At 27.9% G+C, this 17,916-nt stretch carries 17 protein-coding genes; 5 read left to right on the top strand and 12 right to left on the bottom strand.

The genetic code is table 11. The features are described 5' to 3' along the window. Window positions 1-300: 300 nt before the first annotated feature. From ACQPUY_RS06830 to ACQPUY_RS06810, 5 genes are all read right to left on the bottom strand, one after another. A complete protein-coding gene (locus tag ACQPUY_RS06830) occupies window positions 301-987 on the bottom strand; it encodes a metallophosphoesterase (RefSeq protein WP_430840397.1) in 687 nt (228 codons plus the stop codon). Window positions 988-1,264: 277 nt separating this feature from the next. Beyond that, window positions 1,265-2,485, bottom strand: a complete 1,221-nt coding sequence (gene tyrS / locus ACQPUY_RS06825) for a tyrosine--tRNA ligase (protein ID WP_430840396.1) — start codon at window positions 2,483-2,485, stop codon at window positions 1,265-1,267. Between the two features lie 124 nt (window positions 2,486-2,609). Further along, a complete protein-coding gene (locus tag ACQPUY_RS06820) occupies window positions 2,610-3,023 on the bottom strand; it encodes a hypothetical protein (RefSeq protein ID WP_430840395.1) in 414 nt (137 codons plus the stop codon). A gap of 303 nt (window positions 3,024-3,326) precedes the next feature. Then, on the bottom strand, window positions 3,327-4,445 hold the full coding sequence (locus ACQPUY_RS06815) for a Ger(x)C family spore germination protein (protein WP_430840394.1): 1,119 nt from the start codon (window positions 4,443-4,445) through the stop codon (window positions 3,327-3,329). Beyond that, the gene (locus ACQPUY_RS06810) at window positions 4,442-5,857 is read right to left on the bottom strand and encodes a spore germination protein (RefSeq protein WP_430840393.1); all 1,416 of its coding nucleotides are present in this window, start codon (window positions 5,855-5,857) and stop codon (window positions 4,442-4,444) included. Before ACQPUY_RS06810 ends, ACQPUY_RS06815 begins: the two co-directional genes overlap by 4 nt. A 196-nt stretch (window positions 5,858-6,053) precedes the next feature. Between ACQPUY_RS06810 and ACQPUY_RS06805 the strand changes: the two genes are divergently transcribed. The 4 genes from ACQPUY_RS06805 (at window position 6,054) to ACQPUY_RS06790 (ending at window position 10,239) form a co-directional block, all read left to right on the top strand. After that, window positions 6,054-7,139 carry a GerAB/ArcD/ProY family transporter gene (locus tag ACQPUY_RS06805; protein ID WP_430840392.1) on the top strand — a complete coding sequence of 362 codons (1,086 nt, stop codon included), beginning with the start codon at window positions 6,054-6,056 and terminating at the stop codon, window positions 7,137-7,139. A gap of 225 nt (window positions 7,140-7,364) precedes the next feature. Next, window positions 7,365-7,520: a zinc-ribbon domain-containing protein gene (locus ACQPUY_RS06800; RefSeq protein WP_430840391.1), complete on the top strand. Its 156-nt coding sequence runs from the start codon at window positions 7,365-7,367 to the stop codon at window positions 7,518-7,520. 405 nt (window positions 7,521-7,925) lie between these two features. Continuing rightward, the gene (gene trpS, locus ACQPUY_RS06795) at window positions 7,926-8,951 is read left to right on the top strand and encodes a tryptophan--tRNA ligase (RefSeq protein ID WP_430840390.1); all 1,026 of its coding nucleotides are present in this window, start codon (window positions 7,926-7,928) and stop codon (window positions 8,949-8,951) included. A 64-nt stretch (window positions 8,952-9,015) separates the two neighbouring features. Continuing rightward, window positions 9,016-10,239, top strand: coding sequence for an O-antigen ligase family protein (locus tag ACQPUY_RS06790; protein WP_430840389.1), 1,224 nt, complete (start codon window positions 9,016-9,018; stop codon window positions 10,237-10,239). A 22-nt stretch (window positions 10,240-10,261) separates the two neighbouring features. On the opposite strand, the gene galU is transcribed toward ACQPUY_RS06790, so the two are convergent. Beyond that, entirely contained in the window at window positions 10,262-11,131 is an 870-nt protein-coding gene (galU, locus tag ACQPUY_RS06785) for a UTP--glucose-1-phosphate uridylyltransferase GalU (RefSeq protein ID WP_430840388.1), read from the bottom strand. Between the two features lie 78 nt (window positions 11,132-11,209). Then, on the bottom strand, window positions 11,210-12,100 hold the full coding sequence (locus ACQPUY_RS06780; protein ID WP_430840387.1) for a UDP-3-O-(3-hydroxymyristoyl)glucosamine N-acyltransferase: 891 nt from the start codon (window positions 12,098-12,100) through the stop codon (window positions 11,210-11,212). Window positions 12,101-12,288: 188 nt separating this feature from the next. Here ACQPUY_RS06780 and brnQ point away from each other — a divergent pair, with 188 nt between their 5' ends. After that, on the top strand, window positions 12,289-13,560 hold the full coding sequence (gene brnQ, locus ACQPUY_RS06775; protein WP_430840386.1) for a branched-chain amino acid transport system II carrier protein: 1,272 nt from the start codon (window positions 12,289-12,291) through the stop codon (window positions 13,558-13,560). Between the two features lie 232 nt (window positions 13,561-13,792). Here brnQ and ACQPUY_RS06770 read toward each other — a convergent pair whose 3' ends face one another. From ACQPUY_RS06770 to ACQPUY_RS06750, 5 genes are all read right to left on the bottom strand, one after another. Next, entirely contained in the window at window positions 13,793-14,815 is a 1,023-nt protein-coding gene (locus ACQPUY_RS06770; RefSeq protein ID WP_430840385.1) for a hypothetical protein, read from the bottom strand. Then, window positions 14,796-15,692, bottom strand: a complete 897-nt coding sequence (locus tag ACQPUY_RS06765; RefSeq protein WP_430840384.1) for an ABC transporter ATP-binding protein — start codon at window positions 15,690-15,692, stop codon at window positions 14,796-14,798. The genes ACQPUY_RS06770 and ACQPUY_RS06765 overlap by 20 nt, the downstream gene beginning before the upstream one ends. Continuing rightward, window positions 15,693-16,076 (bottom strand): GntR family transcriptional regulator, encoded by a 384-nt coding sequence (locus ACQPUY_RS06760; protein WP_430840383.1) that lies wholly within the window; start codon window positions 16,074-16,076, stop codon window positions 15,693-15,695. Between the two features lie 20 nt (window positions 16,077-16,096). Continuing rightward, a complete protein-coding gene (locus ACQPUY_RS06755) occupies window positions 16,097-16,678 on the bottom strand; it encodes a hypothetical protein (protein ID WP_430840382.1) in 582 nt (193 codons plus the stop codon). 139 nt (window positions 16,679-16,817) lie between these two features. Further along, window positions 16,818-17,903 (bottom strand): Gfo/Idh/MocA family protein, encoded by a 1,086-nt coding sequence (locus tag ACQPUY_RS06750; protein WP_430840381.1) that lies wholly within the window; start codon window positions 17,901-17,903, stop codon window positions 16,818-16,820. Window positions 17,904-17,916 lie beyond the last annotated feature (13 nt).

The raw sequence follows: 17,916 nt of genomic DNA, 5'->3' as shown, positions 1-17,916 counted from the left end.
GTATTCATTTACAACTAGATTCTACTTTAACTGCATTATTTTGTCAATAATATTTTCATTATTTTCACTTAATTCAGCATTCTTGTTTTTTATCCAATTCAATATAAAAAAAAATGCGAGCATTTTTATAATGCATAATTGATAATTCATAATGCATAATCGTGGAAAAAAATCCTTAAGGATTTTTAAATAAAGAGTGCTTCGCACCAATTAAATTTTAAGTTTTGCTGTGCAAAACATCCTTAATTATCCATTATCAATTATGCATTATTAATTTTAAGATTGCTTCGCAATCTTTTACTATAGTATTCTAATTGGATCAAAGTTTAAGTAATCACAAGAAGTTATTATATATTCAGTTCCTTCAAATTCTCCAGAAAAAGCTGTATTTAAAGATGGACCATGTAAATGTCCATATATAACTTTTTCTACTCCATACTCTTTAAATAATTCAGTAAAAGCAGATGGCTCTCCCTTATCATTTAATGGTGGATAATGAATCATTACTATAAATTTTTCATATCCAGCTTCTTTTGCTTTATCTAAAGATAATCTTAATCTTATTAGTTCTCTATCAAATATCTTCTTATCTTTTTCAGTAAATCTATCTGTTCCTTCAAGTATCCATCCTCTTGAGCCACAAATAGCATAATCTTCATATGTATAGAAGTTATTTTGTATAAACTTCATATCTTCATACATACTATTAAGCTTTGATATTCCGCCCCACCAATAGTCATGGTTACCTTTCGATATAATCTTTTTGCCAGGTAATGAATTAATCCAATCTAAATCTACCTTACTATCGCTTGATCTCATTGACCAAGATATATCTCCCGCAATTAATACCATATCATTTTCTGTAATTTTATTAGTCCAATTTTCCTCTATCTTTTCATCATGCTTAAGCCACTTTTCTCCAAAGATATCCATAGGCTTATCTGTTGTAAAAGCAAGATGAAGATCTGAAATAGCGTATAAAGCCATTAATTCAACTCACCTTTCTATTATCCTATATTAATTGTTTTTACTCTATATCTATTAACCATTTTAACATAGCTTTCTTCCTTTTTTAAAGCTTATAAAAAAGTACTTCTATATAATTTTGCTTATTCCGTTGCATTAGCTCCAAGTCATTGCAAAATTAATAGAAGCACTTCATAGCTGAAGGAAGGAAATTATAAAAGGTTATTCACAGGGTAACATTTTTATAACTGGTCTAAATAGCAAAGAAACTCAGCCATATAAGCTGAATTTCTTAATTTTATTCTACAACTATCTTATTGTAATTTTTCTTTCCTCTTTTTAATAATGCTGATCCATCTTCTAAATCTGATTCTTCTAAAGTTCTAGTAACTTCAGTTACCTTTTCTCCATTTAAAGATAATCCACCTTGTTGTATTAATCTTCTTCCTTCAGCTTTAGATGGAACTATTTTATTTTCAGCCATTATATCTAATATAGTGGAACCTAACTTTTCTCTAGATATAGTTACAGTTGGAACATTACTCATATCAACTCCACCTGAGAATAATGCTTCAGCAGCTGATTTAGCCTTTATAGCCTCTTCTTCACCATGTACAAGCTTTGTAACTTCAAAAGCAAGTCTCTTCTTAGCTTCATTAATTGCTGCACCTTCAACTGCACAAATACTTCTTACTTCATCCATAGGTACGAAAGTTAATAATGCTAAACACTTCTCAACATCTGCATCATCAACATTTCTCCAATATTGATAGAAATCAAATGGTGATGTCTTTTCTGGATTAAGCCATAAAGCTCCTCCAACAGTTTTACCCATTTTTTGTCCTTGGCTATTTGTTAAAAGTGTGCAAGTCATAGCCATTGATTGGCCTTGAGCTTTTCTTCTAACTAACTCTACACCTGCAATCATATTTGACCATTGGTCATCTCCACCTAACTGCATCTTACAACCATATTTTTGATTTAATACGTAGAAATCGTATCCTTGCATTAACATATAGTTAAATTCTAAGAAAGAAAGCCCCTTTTCTAATCTTTGTTTAAAACATTCTGCAGTAAGCATTCTATTTACTGAGAAATGAACTCCTACTTCTCTTAAGAAATCTACATAATTTAAGTTTAATAACCAATCTGCATTATTAACTAATATTGCCTTATCATCAGAAAAGTCTATAAATCTTTCCATTTGCTTCTTAATAGAGTTAACATTATGTTCTATTTGTTCCTTAGTAAGCATTGCTCTCATATCAGTTTTTCCAGATGGATCTCCTACCATTGCAGTACCTCCACCAAGAAGTGCTATTGGTCTATGCCCAGCTTTTTGCATATGTGCCATGAACATTAATGCAATAAAATGTCCAACATGTAAACTATCAGCTGTTGGATCAAATCCTATATAAAAAGTTACTTTTTCCTTTTCTAGCAATTCTCTAGTTTCTTCTTCGTGAGTAAATTGCTTTATGTATCCACGATCTAATAACTCGTCTAAAACATTAGCCATTCTACGTATCCTCCTCTTATCTTTACTTATTATAGTATATCTTTTTATTAAAATAATATCAATGTTCAATTATAGAAAAAGGCCCTTGTAGTTATTTCTACAAAAGCCCTTAACTTTTTAACTTTTATGCCACATATTCCTTTATAAAATCCGGTAAATCATCTATGCATTCACAGTTTAAATTTATAAAGATACTTAAATTATATCTTTGAGAGAATTCCTGTAATTTTTTGAACAAATTATTTGATCCCGATATATTTTGGTTAATTATATTTGATAAGGCATCAACATAAACATTTTCCACATCATAGTTTTGAGATATAATCCCACATAACAAACCATAAAAGCTATCGCTATCTAATACACCTAACTCATTAGTATCTATGAATCTAATTTTCCCCCTTAGTTGCATCCTACGTCTTGCATCATCATCGATATAAACTGAATCGCCCTTTGATATTAATATACGTTCATTTGCAAGCTCTATTAATTTTTTAGATTTACCTGTACCCCTTTTTGAACAAAAAACTTGAATCATTGGAATCCACTCCTTTTATAGATTTTTATATCTTAATTTATATATATTCCTTACTATTGAAATTATTTACAATAAAAAATATTAAAATATCATATCTAGGTTCCGTCGCTTCGCTCCAAGTCACCTTGCTATGATATTTTAATACTTCAAAACTGAAGGTAATAATTCCTCATTCTTCGGAATTATGAACTTTTATTCTCTCACTACGATTTTAGTTATAAACTCAAAACTTTAATTATTGAGTTTCTACATTAAGCTATATGATGAAATTTATTAATTCTTATTTTAAATTAACTAATTACCCTATAAACTATCTTTAACTATACCAGTTCCCTCCATAATTATATCTACATTTACTTCTAATTCAGCTTTGCTTATTGGATCCTCTACTGACGCTTTAGGATAATTTATTTCTAATAGTCTCTCTATTTCAAATACATCTATCCCTTCTGCTTTATACTTTTCAAAAGTATAATTAAGATATCCTTCTACTTCTTTTTCCTTTGCTATCTTAATATAGTCAAGTAACTCTTTATCAACTATAGCTTTTCCCTGCATTTCAGCAATAGAAACCCTTATAGTTAAGTTCTTAATTAATTTTATATTTTCATCATCAAAAATTAAATTACTATTAGTAGTATTGCCCAAAATTTCCAAAGTTATAAACCCACTTTCATCTTTTGGATTAGAAATTTCTAAGGTTCCTTTAGTAACTTTATTCATCATTAAATTATAGCTCATTGCATCCCTAGCATCTATTCTATCTACCAATACTCCATCTTTTATAATTGCCCCTCCTCCAATCTCAACTTTCTTATCTAAAGCATCTTCCCTAATTTCAATACTACCAACTATATAAGTATTATTATTATCTACTGTATTACTTAAATAATCATTAATATTAGCTCTCATAGCTCTAGGATTTCTTTTATTTTTATGAACTAATTCCTCAAGATATAAACCTAAATATTCCTCATCGCTTGATGTAACCTTTAAAAGATCATCTACCTCACCAAAATAAACAAATAAATCAGGCTTTATTTGAAATTCTTGATTGTTATTTATTAAATCTGTATATTTATTAATTCCTTCTTTAGCTGCTTTTTCTGTGAAAATATATGCTCTATTTTGAGAATAGTTTAATTCATAACTAGAAGCTAAGTTTACATCTCTTAAAGCTTCCAAGGCCGTTTTTCCTTCTCCTCTATAAATTATTCTCTTACCCTTATCAGAACTTTCATTAGTACTCCTATAAGGCTTTACGCAATCTACATAAACTACTGCTCTTCCAAAATCATCTGTATCAAAGATTATACTAGTTGAAAAGCTTACTTTATTTATATCTCTATAATTAAAACATCCTACTAATAATAAAGGAAGAAATGCAACTGATAAAAATCTTATAAATTTTTTAGTTTTCATTTTTGTCTCCCCTTTTTTATAAAATCTTTTGATATTTTATTTAATGATCCTCTTAGTACTACATCTTTAAATTTATATTCACTTATGCTACCAATAGGAAATAAAAATTGATATCCTACTGAATCAAGTTCAGCTAATTGTACTAGTAATAATAATGCTCCTGATAAAAATCCTGGTATTCCAAAAGCTGCTGAAAAACAAACTAATATTATTGCCCAAAAAGATACAGCTCCATAAAGCTTTGGTATTAAGAAGTATGAAAGTGTACTTAAAGCAACTACTATTATGGTAATTCTTGATGCTATTCCAGCTCCTACTGCTGCATCACCTAATATCAAAGCAGAAACTATGCTCATAGCACCTCCTATTGGCTGTGGCAATCTAAGTCCAGCTTCCTTTATAAATTGAAAAGCTAGCATCATTAATATAACTTCAAGAAAGGTCGGAAATGGTACTCCAGCCCTAGATACTGCAAGTCTAAACATAAATAAAGATGGTATCATTGCAAAATGATAGGTCATCACTGCTACATATAGTCCAGGTACTAAGGTCGCAATAAAAAAAGCTAACCATCTTAAAATTCTATTAAAGTTTGTATAATACTTATTTAAATAATAATCATCTGGCATTTGAAAGTTTTCTAAGAAAAAATATGGAACAGTAATAACAAAAGGAGTTCCATCTACTATTACTCCCACTCTTCCTTCCAGTAATTTTGCACAAACTTCATCTGGTTTTTCAGTATAACCCACTGTATCAAAAAAACTATTTTGAGTTTTAATTGCATCTTCAATATAATTAGTATCTAAAATAAATCTCAAATCTAAGTTCTTTACCTTATTTTTTATTTCATTTATTAATTTTTTTGGTGCTATTCCTTCTAAATAACAGACTGCTACTGAAGTTTGAGATGTTTCACCAACTACTACTGCTTCAAATTTCAAATTAGGATTTTTAATACGTCTTCTTATTAATGCTACATTATTAACTATTAATTCGTTAAAGCCTTCTCTTGGCCCCTTTAATACAGATTCCGTTTCCGGTGTACCAACTCCCCTTACTGGGAATCCCTTAGCTTCTACATACATTATTTCCTTATAATTTTCGAAAATAACTGCTGGATCACCAGATAATATATGCATTACAGCATCGTCTGCATCCCTTGCTATTCCTGCTGCATTTATATCTAAGGCATCTTCAATTACTTGTTCTAATGAACTCAATTTACCATCCTTATATGCTAAATTTTCACTTTCTCTTAATGGCGCAACTACATATTCGCTTATCATTTCTGAATTACATAAATCGTCTATAAATACTATAGTTGCTTTTCCTAATACAGTTTTTACTGGTCTATATTTAACATCGAAGGAATTCTTTAGTTTTTCCTTTACATATTCTAAATTCTTCATATACATCACCTGTTTGTATTATTTGTTGTAAAACTGTTTAATATTCATAATAGTTGGGAATTATATTTAATGAAAAAACTCTATAGGAGTTTTCATGGTTTAATTACATCAATAATTATAAGATTTTAACTTGTCCGTATTTACTACAGACTTATAGCTATTAAATTTAATTATTTAGAAATGAAAGGGATTTATTATGAACAAAATATCTAGTAAACATTATATTCTATTTATACTTGGTGTAACTATAATTTCACTAAAAACTTATTTATCTGTTTTTATAAATAAAGGGGGAAGAGATACTTGGCTATCATCTTTATTAGCTGGAATTATTTTTATTTGTTTTTTACTATATATAATTAATATTTGTAAAGTAAGTAATACCTTTGATATAAAAGAAATATTCAACAAATCACTTCCAAAAGTTCTTAGCTATTTTTGTATTGCTATTTTTGTATTAGGTCTATTTATAAATGCAGTAGAATCTGCTGCTGTAGAAGCTAATGTACTTCATTCAACTTTATTTATAGATACTCCAGTTTGGTATGCCTTAATATTTTTTATAATTCCATCATTATTTATCTTTACAAAAAAAATGCGCACAATATTAATATTTGTATTAGTGAGTGTAGGTATATTTTTAGTAAATGGAATAGCATTTTTTCTATTAACACAAGGATATACGGATATAAACAACTTACTTCCTGTACTTGGAAATGGTCTCTCTAAAAACTTTTTCTCTACTACCTTACTTATTTTAGGTGGTTTTTCAACCTTTATGATAGTAGCCCCTTACCTTAAATATATAGATAAAAATCAGCATATAAGAAAGCATAGCTTTTATGCCGGAATAATTGCTACTGCCTTTGTAGTTGTATCATTTGTTAGTGCTATAACCGCCTTTGGTCCATCAAGAGCTGCTAATATTTTTTATCCTGAATTCGTACTAGGTCAAAGAATTGAATTAGCAGGATTTTTAGAGTTTGGAGAACTTTTTTTCATAATACAAACAGTAATAGGTTTCTTTGTTAAGTACATTTTAGCTACCTATAGCATATTATTAATACTAGAGAAATATATAAAAAGAAAATCTATCTTTATAGGTATTTATGTATTTATAGTATTTGTATGTTCAAACTTTTTAGGATTGAATAATTTCTATCTGTATGACTTACTTAAATATATACAGATAATTAATTTAGTAGCTTTTGTTCTTATTCCTTTTATTGTTTTTACTTTATACTATATTAAGCATAGAAATTTAAACACTAAAAAGTCTTAATACTGTAAAGCTAATTATCATATATTTTATGCGAGAAAAAGCATAAATTTAACGCTTAAATTTACCTTAATGTACCTTGCATAAAATTTACTTTATGTTATAATAAGTTTGAATATTTAAATAATAGGAAAAATTCGATAGATCTCTCCCCTTAAAGTTCATATTTTGCCTTAAGGAAGAAATTATCAGTTTGTACCTATGAATTTTAAGGAGGAATTTTTTAAAATGGAAGACAAGAAAATAGTATGTAAAGATTGTGGAAATGAATTTATTTTCACAGTAGGAGAACAAGAATTCTACAAAGAAAAAGGATTTGACAATGATCCTGTAAGATGCCCAGAATGCAGAAAAGCTAGAAAGGCTCAAAATAACAGAAGATAGTTTCTGTTTTAAAAGGGACTGTATCAAGAAAACTTGATACAGTCTTTTTTTACTTAAACAATTATTTCCAGTATTTTTTTTATTAAGTTGCACAAGCTATTTATAATAAGAGTTTAGGAGGTCAAAAATTTGAGTTTCTTAAAAATATCCTTTACTTTATTAGTTTTACTAATGTTAATAATTTTAATATTTAAATACTCCTTTTGGGTGATTAATATAATATTACTGCTATCAATTGCTACATTATTAATAGATATATTTTTTAGTAAAGAAAGAAGAAATCATTTTAGCTAATAGAATGATTTCTTCTTTTGTTTCTGTCCATTTCTCCATTGTTGTTGACATGATAATTTTCCAAATCTATAATTAAAAATATAGTTTAAGGTTTTATGTTAATTTGCACAAATGAAAGGAGTGCTTAACTTGGAAAGTAATATAGAAAAAAAGAAGGTCATATTTAGCGGAATTCAACCTTCTGGTCAATTAACCTTAGGAAATTATCTAGGAGCTATAAAAAACTGGGTTAATCTACAAAATGAATTTGATTGTTATTTTTGTGTAGTTGATTTACATGCAATTACAGTTAGACAAGAACCAAAGGATTTAAGACAAAGAACCCTTGAAGTATTAGCAATTTATATTGCATCTGGAATAGATCCTGAGAAAAATACTTTATTTATTCAATCTCATGTACCAGCTCATAGTGAAGCTGCTTGGCTATTAACTTGTAACACTTATATGGGTGAATTAAGTAGAATGACACAATATAAGGATAAATCTCAAAAATACGGTGACTCCATAGGGGCTGGATTATTTACTTATCCAGTTTTAATGGCAGCTGATATCCTTTTATATAATTCAGATTTAGTACCTGTTGGTCAAGATCAAAAACAACATTTAGAATTAGCAAGAGATATTGCAAACAGATTTAATAATCTATATAGCCCTACCTTTAAAATACCTGATCCATATATTCCTAAGATAGGTGCTAAGGTTATGAGTTTACAAGAGCCTACTAAGAAAATGTCTAAATCAGATGATAATCCAAATGCATATATATTAATTATGGATCCCCCTGAAGTTATTAGAAAAAAAGTTTCTAGAGCTGTAACAGATAGCATTGGAGTTATAAATTATACAGATGAACAGCCAGGTGTTAAAAACCTATTAGATATATTAATTGCAATTAAGAATTCAACAGCTGAAGAACTAGTTGAATATTATAAAGATAAAGGATATGCAGATTTAAAGAAAGATGTAGCTGATGCTATAATTTCAGAATTAGAACCAATCCAAAATAAAGTAAATGAAATTCTTAAGGATAAGAAAGCCTTAGAGTCAATTTACAAACTTGGTGCTGAAAAAGCTAGCTATATTTCAATGAAAACACTAAGAAAAATGCAAAAGAAGATAGGATTTATTCCTAGATAACTTATAAAGACTCCTTTTATAGGAGTTCTTTATTTATTATTTTTATGAAAATGAGGTTTTAAATATGAATCTATATAAAGGTATATTAAATTGTCTTATTTTATTATTTATAGTTTTATATCCTATATTACCTAGTTATGGTGCAATAAACTCTGATTTAATTTTATACTTATTAGCCCTAATTCAAATAATAGGCTTAATTGTTTTTAAAGATGAACGAAAGGATTTATTTAAAAACTTAAAATTACTTATTAATGATAAAATTTTTTTATTTGTAATATTTCTAAACTCAATTATGTATTTTTCAGTTTTGGTAGCTGAAGATAAAAGAATTGCTCTAGTAGGTAGTATTAGATTTTCTATGTACATATTTATATATTATTCAATTGCTTATAAGTTAAAAATTAAAAATTCAGTTACCATAATTATGACTTCCTTTTTAGGGGTAGCTAGTCTATCAGGAATTGTAAGCTTAATTCAATTAGTAATATTGAACTTTTCAAATATACAATTAAGTGAAGAACATAGAATTTCATCGCTGTTAGAAAATTCGAACAACCTAGGCGCATATACAATATTATCAATTTTTATCGTATTGCTATTATTACTTAATGAAAAAGAAAAGAAGATGAAAATGCTATTACTTATATCATTCTTTCTATTGATTGCAAATATTATTTTATCACAATCACGAAATGCATTATTAGCTTTATTTATAGGATCTTTATTAGTTGCAATAATCTACGATAAAAGAATTTTAATTTTTTCTATATTACTTCCTGTAATATTACTAATTATACCTCAAAGTCGTTATAGAATTTTAGATATTCTAAATCCGGAGCAAAATAGTAGTAGAGTTAAGATATGGAAAATTGCAGAACTTATAATTAAGGATAAACCTTATTTTGGATCTGGATATGATAACTTTGCTATAAAATATCCTAATTATGTATATCATAATCCTGAGCTTATGATTCATGGAAGCTATAAAGCCTTGCATCCTCATAATATATTCTTAAAAATACAAAGTGAATTAGGAATTATAGGAACTATATTATTTATATTATTTATTATTGCTGTTTTATTTACTTTATATAAATCTATTAAAAAAACTAAAGATAGTAAAATAAAATCATTATTAATAGGTATAACAATTTCTTTTATTTCCTTTAATTTTATGAATTTAATAGACTGTTATTATTCCACATTAAAAGTAATAACTACAATGTTTGTGATAATCTCAATTATTACTGTTATAAATAGAAATAAAATAGGATATGCAGAATAACACTGCATATCCTATTTTATTTCTATTTGTTCCAATCTCTACTTGTTAAATATTCAATGAACGGCTGTCTAAGTTCATCTCTCTTTAATGCAAACTCTACTGTTGCTTGAAGGAATCCTAACTTATCTCCAACATCATATCTTCTTCCTTCAAAATTATATGCATACATAGCTTCATTGCCTATTAAGGTTTGTAATGCATCTGTAAGTTGAATTTCTCCACCCTTACCTGGCTCTGTATTTTGTAATATATCAAAAATTTGTGGTGTTATTATATATCTTCCCAAAATAGCCACATTACTTGGTGATTCTTCGATAGCTGGCTTTTCTACTAATTTTTTAACTTTATAAACTCTATCTTCAATATGAATTCCATCTACTATACCATACTTATTTACATCTTCTTTAGCTACAGTTTGAACACCTAAAATTGTTGTCTTATATTCTTTGTAACAATCCATTAATTGCTTCAAACAAGGAACTTCTGAATCTACTACGTCATCACCTAACAAAACTGCAAAAGGTTCATTTCCAACAAAAGCTCTTGCACATAAAATAGCATGACCTAACCCTCTAGGTTCCTTTTGTCTTATATAGTGAATGTCTACCATATCTGATATTTTTCTTACCATTTGTAGTAATTCATCTTTATGATTCTTCTCAAGTTCCATTTCAAGTTCTACAGACTTATCAAAATGGTCTTCTATACACTTTTTATTTCTTCCTGTTATTATTAAGATTTCTTCTATACCTGAAGCAACAGCTTCTTCAATTATATATTGAATAGTAGGCTTATCAACTATAGGAAGCATTTCCTTTGGCTGCGCCTTAGTTGCTGGCAAAAATCTAGTTCCAAGACCTGCTGCTGGTATAATGGCTTTTCTTACTTTCATATTTATCCCTCACATCCAATATCTTTTTACATAATATAACAATGTTAATTTTAACATATTATTTATTATAAAACAAACTTATCTAATACTCTTTATAAAATCTATAAACTTATCATGATTTATAGCAAAATTTCCAGAAACCCTTTCACCATCAGATAAACTTTTAGTAACTACAGAACCAAGACTTATACTTACTTTATTCCCTAATTTAAGTCCATTAGAAATTATTGCACCTAGACCAACCCATGAATCATTACCTAGTATTGTTCTTCCTCCAAAAGTAGATCTTGAAGCAATTAGACACCTTTCTCCTATTTTAACTCCATGTTCAATATGAACTAAATTATCAAGTTTAGAATAATCTCCTATAACTGTATTATCCCAAGTATAAAGTGCTTTATCTATACAAGAATTATATTGAACTTCAACATTATTTCCAATAATTACTCCACCACAATGGTTAACATTCATTATTATTCCATCTGCTCTTTTATATTCAAAGCCTTCTCCACCTAAAATAACGCCAGATCTTATAATACTGTTATCTCCAATCACAGTATTTTCTCTTATTACAACAAACTCTTCTATTATTACATTATTTCCTATTACTACATTTTTATTGCTTATAGATGCTAAGTTACTTATTTTACATCCTTCACCTATTGTAGTATTAAATTCTTTTCTCTTATAATTATCTCTACTTGATAATATATTATGTAACTTAAAATAATCTGTTCTTGGATTTTTTGAAATTAGTACACCATATCTATCTTTAAGCTTCTCTCCTAATTTTTCAGTAGTAATTAATGCAGATATCTTATCACTTAAACTATTTATATATTTTTCACTTTCAATAAAAGTAAGAATTTTCTCATCACAATCTGCTATTGCAAGTCCTAAAGATGTAAACTCTCCATCATTTAATAAACTTAAGCCTTCACCTAAGTGCAAAATTTCACTTAATAACATGATAATCCTCCTAATTTTGATTTATATATTTATTATACCAGTTTTTTCACAAATTTTTAATCTAATATTTTATTGAAGTATTTCTATCATTATGTTAATATATTTAAGTATTATTTAATATTTATGTAGAAATATTATATTTATATTGTTAATTAGAAAATAAATTTGTTTATTATGGAGGAAAAAGAATGAAGAAAAGTACAAAAGATTCTATTGTAGTAGGATTTGCTCTATTTTCAATGTTTTTTGGAGCAGGTAACTTAATATTCCCTGCATTTTTAGGAAATACAATAGGAGATCAATATATTTTAGGTGTTATAGGTTTTATATTAACAGGAGTAGGACTACCTCTTCTAGCAATACTTGCTTGCTCTAAAGGAGATGGAACATTTAAATCTATTTCAAGTAAAATCGGACCAAGATTTTCAGTAATTTTCACTGCAATTTTATTTATTGCTATTGGGCCTATGCTTGCTATACCAAGGACTGCTGCAACTACATTTGAATTAACAATTAATCCATTTTTCCCAAATATACCTGCATTTGTAGCTATGGCAGTATATTTTATCATTAATTTATTCTTTGTTTTAGGAAAAACATCAATAATTGATACACTTGGTAAATATCTAACACCTGTGCTTATGGTACTATTATTTATTTTAATTGTTAAGGGATTATTTATGCCTATTGGTACTATTTCATCAACTAATACAATAAATGTATTACCTACTTCTTTATTAGAGGGTTATCAAACAATGGATGCTATAGCTGCCCTTCTATTTGCAGGAATAATAACAACTTCTTTAAAATCTAAAGGATATAAAAATAAAGAAATGCCATCTATGATTTTTAAATCAAGTTTAGTTGCAGTATTAGGATTGGCTTTTGTTTATGGTGGATTAACATACATCGGTGCTCAAACTATAGGATTAGTACCGTCTGAAATAGGTAAGACTGGATTATTAATATTTATTTCTAAAAGTATTTTAGGAAATATTGGACCTGCTATAATCGGAATAGCTATGGGACTTGCTTGTTTAACTACTTCTATAGGTCTATTAACAGCAGGTGCAAGTTTCTTTGAAAAGATATCAAATGGCAAACTACCTTTTAAAGTTAATGCAATAGTAATATCTATTATAAGCTTAGGTCTTGCTACTCTTGGAGTTGATAATATAATAGCTTTATCAGTTCCTATACTAAATGTACTTTACCCTGTTTCTATTACTCTTATTGTAACTACACTTTTATCTAATTACCTAAAAAATATTAAAGCTGTTAGAGTAGGAGTATATACTTCATTAGCATTTGGAATATTATTTGCTATACCAGGATTAAACTTAAACTTTATTCCTTTAGCTGAAGTTGGATTTGGATGGTTTATCCCAACAGTAATTTCAATACTTATAGGATATATAATCAACGCACCTAAAACTAGTGAAGAAACTCAACCAGAATAAAAAAAGCAGTAAATATGTTATATTAGTCGCTCCGTCGCGAGCTCCAAGTCGCTCTAACATATCATATTTACTGCTACAAATCAAAGGTAATAATTCCTCATTTATCGGAATTATGAATTTTCATGGCCTTGCAAGCTACAAGTCATTGCAAAAATAATAGGAGTACAATCATATATTTAAAATCTAATAATTTTAATAGGAGCTATCTTGCGATAGCTCCTTCTCTTGTTTATTAATAATAAACGTCCTTCTTTACTTTCTTAAAATTTTTAAATGTAAAGTATGATACTATACTTATAATTACTATGCTTGTTAATCTAATAAATACTATATGATATGCCCTTAATGTATATCTAAAATATGCATCATCTATAAATTCACTTATATATGGAGCACTTACTACTCCTACAAAGGTTACTATCATAAAGCTTGCTACTTTTTTAGGAAAATCAAATATTATTCCTTCATTCATATTTTCTACAAACATCTTATTAGTTAATCTTTTAGAAATATAAATTAATATAAGTCCAATAACTATAAAAGCTACTGATATGCAAATTATTTTTGTAGGATAAATATTATTTCCTATGCTATATCCTCCTAAATATTGCATTAATCCATTATAAATATATCTTAATCCATACACATTTTCATAAGAATAGTAAGTTAGAATAGGATTAAAATTAACAAGCAAGAACACTAAATATATAAAAGAGAATATACCTGCTCCAACTAAATAATATAAGTTTGCAAAAATACTATCTAATAAAGCTAAAATTCCTATAGTCAATGTTGCAATACTAATTATTCTTATTACATCAAATATAATTATTTTATCAAACCCATCCAAATATTGTAAAATATCATAATATTGAATATAGTTTTTAACTACTATAGATAGAAAAATTCCTATGTAAATAAGCACTGACATAACAATTATTATTAATTCTCTTACTCTAATATCTAATCTAGAAAATGGTCCCGATAAAAAGGTTGACCACTTCTTTCTTTTAAATATTCCAACAGTTATAGCATATATTGCTAATATATAGGCCACTAATATTAATACTCCTTCAAATGAAAAAATATATTCAATTTGACTTTGGTTATAAAGATAATATTTTATATTCCAGCTAAACACTACATTCGTTCCTATAACTGTAAAAATAAAAGCTGCTACATAAACTATACATAAGGGAAGAAAAATATTAGCATCACCCTGATAAAATAAATTGCTATTTAAATATTTCTTCATCACTAGCCTTCCCTTCTATCCTATTTATAAATACTTCTTCTAAACTTAAATCTATTTCCTCAACAAATAAAGGATTGAACCTCTTAATAAAATTTTTAAATTCATCATCATTATCCTCTATTACAATAGTAAACACTCTCCCAACTTGAGAAATACTAAAAATTCCCGGGAAAGTTAAATCTTCTTCATACACAGGCATATCAAAAGCTACTTGAATCTTCTTAATATTGCGTTTTATATTATCTAAAGAATTATGATACTCTACCTTCCCCTCATTAAGGATTAAAACATCATCACATATTCTTTCAAGCTCAATTAAATTATGGGAACTAATTATAACAGACTTATCTCCACTTGAAACCTCTTCCATAATTATCTTCAAAACTTTTTCTTTAAGAATAGGATCTAATCCTGATGTTGGCTCGTCTAACACTAATAACTCTGCATTTAAAGAAAATGCAACCATTAAGTTAACCCTCATTTTCATTCCTTTAGACAATTGTAAAAATCTCTTATTTAAAGGAATCTTAAAAAATTTATTAATCTTATAAAATCTTTCTTCATTAAACTCAGGATATAATCCCTTATAAAAATTAACTATTTCCCTTAAAGTAATTAAATAAAAGCTATTATGCTCATCTGGAACAAATGCTATTTTTCTCTTAGCATTAGGATTATCATAAACCTCTTCACCATCATATAGTAACATTCCTTCTGTTCCCTTATAAATCCCAACAATTCCTCTTATTAATGAAGTTTTTCCTACTCCACTAGGACCTACTATACCTAGTACCTTTCCCTTATCTAATGAAAAATTTATATTATTTAAAATCTTGCTATCTCCATAATTTAGGGAGTAATTTTTAACTTCTAACATCTATATTCCACCCCTCATATCCCTATACTCCTGGCTTAATATTAAAATTAAATCTTTTTCCTCTAGCCCTAAGTAGTTTGCTTCTAATATAATTTTCTTAAAATCTATCATTAACTTATTTAATTTTTCCCTGGAAATATTCTTTTCATAATTTTTTGATATAAAAGTTCCTTTGCCTTTTATAACTTCAACTATATGTTCTTTTTCTAACTCCATATATGCCTTACTAACAGTATTTGGATTTATAGTTAAAAGTGTAGATAGCTCCCTAACTGAAGGTAACTTATCACCCGATTTAAGTACACCCTTAAGTATAAGCTCCTTAATCCCAAGTATTACTTGTTCATAAATTGGAGTACTAATTCTTGCATCTATTCTTAACATAATATCACCTCACATTTAGGCTATTGATACATTAATGAATAATAATCAACTACATATCCTTCCCCTTCATCTACTAAAATTAAGTACAATGTCATAGGTGTCCCTTCACCATCATAAATATTTTCTATAGTTCCATCTTCTTTTACATAAGACTTTTCAAAACCTGAATTAAAATCTCCATATCCATCCAATTTATATACTCTAACTTCATTATTACTTAGATATTTAGGAATATTCTTAAAAGATTCATTATAAGTATTCTTTAAATTAGTTAGTGAGTTAAAATCTACTTCCGTCATTTCATACCTAAAAAATACTGGTACTTGTTCATAAATAAATTTATTAGAACCTTCAGTGCCTACAAACATCCTATATCTCTTAGATATACTTTCTAAAAAATTCCTCGAAGGAACATAATAGTAACCATTATCAGCCTTTACCATCTCGTATGTATTTATGTATCCTATAAAATTAATTATTGCATCCTCAGGCTTTTCAAAAGTTTTTTCCTTTTCATAAAAGTTATTTTTATTGCCAAAGGCTGATACTATAAAAAATGCTAAAATAACACCACCAATAGCTAAAAAAGTTGACCTCTTCATACTTGTTCCTCCTAAATAATAATAAAAAATACTAAGTGTACTATATTATCTAGTACACCTAGTATTATATGGAATAATATGCTTTTACACAATTAATTTTTTCTTAATTAATATTCTATATTTTAAGTTTCCCTTAATATTATTTTTTCATATCTGAACTTGAAAAATTACTAAATGGGAAATTTACTGGCATTCCAGTTTTCCTAGATTTGTAAGCTGCTAAAATTATAGATAATGGAACTATTGCATCTTCGCCACTTACATATGGCTTTCTATCATTATTTACAGCCTCAATAACATCTCTAAATAAAGGAGTATGTCCTTTTCCATATACACTATCTATTTCAACTTGTAAATCCTTTTTAACAGCCTCTTCATCTTCACCTTCAAATCTCCAAGTCTTAAGTTCATTAACTGCTAAGCCACCGATTACTACTGTTCCTTCAGTGCCAAATACACTTAAAGTCTCTTCTAAGTTCTTTGGATATACAACTGCACTACCTTCAACTATACCTATGGCACCATTTTTAAATCTAATAACTATAGCCCCAAAGTCTTCTCCTTCAATCGGATTTCTAAATGTATCACATTCTGCATATACTCTTTCAACTTCTGATCCTATCATCCATTGTAATAAATCTATGTTGTGAATACATTGGTTCATTAAAGTACCACCATCTAAGTCCCATGTACCTCGCCATGGAGCTTGCTTATAATAATTATCATCTCTTCTCCAAAGTATTCTTGCAGTACCATTCATTATTCTTCCAAGCTTATTATCTTCAACCGCTTCTCTCAACTCTTGAATAGGCTTGTTAAATCTATTTTGATGAGCTACAGATAATTTAACATTATTCTTCTTAGCAATTTCAATCATTTCATTTGCATCATCTATTGACATAGCCATAGGTTTTTCAACTATTACATGCTTACCTTTATTCATACAATAGATTGCAATTTCAGCATGATATCCACTCTCTGTTGCAATAGTAACTACATCTATATCTTCTTTTTTAAGCATTTCTTTATAGTCTTCATATATTCCAACTTTTAAAGAATCATCATTCATCTTTTCCATATATTCTTTCGCTTTAGCTTCAGCAAGATCTAGCCTAACATCACACGTAGCAACTAAATTAGATATTTTTCTATTTTCATATAACCCTTCAACATGTTTATATGAAATTCTTCCACAACCTATAATTGCAAAATTAAGTTTTTTCATTATAATCACCTTC

Source organism: Clostridium nigeriense (genome assembly GCF_050585245.1).
GTDB lineage: Bacteria > Bacillota > Clostridia > Clostridiales > Clostridiaceae > Clostridium > Clostridium nigeriense_A.
Note: the sequence above shows the minus strand (reverse complement) of the source record. Positions and strands in the feature narration are given on the sequence as shown.